This is a genomic window from Streptomyces sp. SID14478, assembly GCF_010548525.1.
Classification (GTDB): Bacteria; Actinomycetota; Actinomycetes; order Streptomycetales; family Streptomycetaceae; genus Streptomyces.
This window is the reverse complement of record NZ_JAAGMG010000767.1, coordinates 1-455: the sequence shown is the minus strand read 5'-3', so window position 1 is coordinate 455 and position 455 is coordinate 1. Positions and strand designations below refer to the sequence as shown.

Sequence of the window (455 nt, the reverse complement as noted above, 5' to 3'; positions counted from 1 at the left end):
GTCGCGATCGTCGCCGGCAACGGCCGGGCGGGGCTCGCCGCGCACAGCGTCGGACTCGTCCTCGCGGCCGCCTGCGGGGAGCGCGTCAGCGCCCTTGCCAAGGGCCCGGCGGACGCGCCCACTTCACCCGTGTGAGTGATCCGGTGTGCCATGTTGCCCGTGGCCGCGCGGTGAGGAACCGTGGCCGGTGCCGGAACGTCCGTACGGACTGGCATCCTTGGCCCGGACCAGTCGATCGCCGAGCCGCCCGAAACCGCCCCGACCCTCAGGAGCCCCGCCGCGTGAGCCACGTGAGCAGCCACTCAGCGCACGGACAGTCGTCGCTGCGCACCGTGCAGGTACTGGGTGGCGGCAGCGCGGGCAGCAGCGCCCATGTCCGGTCGCTGGCCGCCGGACTGGTGGCCCGCGGAGTGCGGGTCACGGTGTGCGCCCCGTCCGAGGCCGAGCGGGCGTAC

The 455-nt window shown here is 74.9% G+C and carries 1 pseudogene; it reads left to right on the top strand.

From position 1 onward, the window contains the following. Nucleotides 1-281 precede the first annotated feature (281 nt). A pseudogene (locus G3I40_RS47355) lies at nucleotides 282-455 on the top strand (glycosyltransferase family 1 protein); the annotation flags it as partial.